1 protein-coding gene is annotated in these 256 nt (G+C 66.0%); it reads left to right on the forward strand.

Annotated elements, in window-relative coordinates; all coding sequences use genetic code 11:
• Positions 1-256, forward strand: a 256-nt coding sequence (locus ALP40_RS16545; RefSeq protein ID WP_147478332.1) for a calcium-binding protein, incomplete at both ends; no start/stop codon positions are given.

Below are 256 nucleotides of genomic sequence, written 5' to 3' on the forward strand. Positions count from 1 at the left end.
GATGTCCTGAAGGGGGACGCCGGCAACGACATTCTCTCTGGCGCTGACGGGGCGGACTCCCTGTCGGGTGGCGATGGCCAGGACAATCTTTCTGGCGGTGCCGGAGCTGATTTGCTGGCGGGCGGTAGCGGAAACGACTACCTCTCTGGCGATGCCGGCGATGACGTACTGGACGGCGGTGCGGGCAATGACGCGCTTTCGGGCGGTGAAGGGGCGGACACTTACCGCTTCAGTCGCGGCTGGGGCCAGGACACGA

The sequence above is a fragment of the Pseudomonas viridiflava genome (assembly GCF_003702045.1).
Taxonomy (GTDB): Bacteria; Pseudomonadota; Gammaproteobacteria; order Pseudomonadales; family Pseudomonadaceae; genus Aquipseudomonas; species Aquipseudomonas viridiflava_C.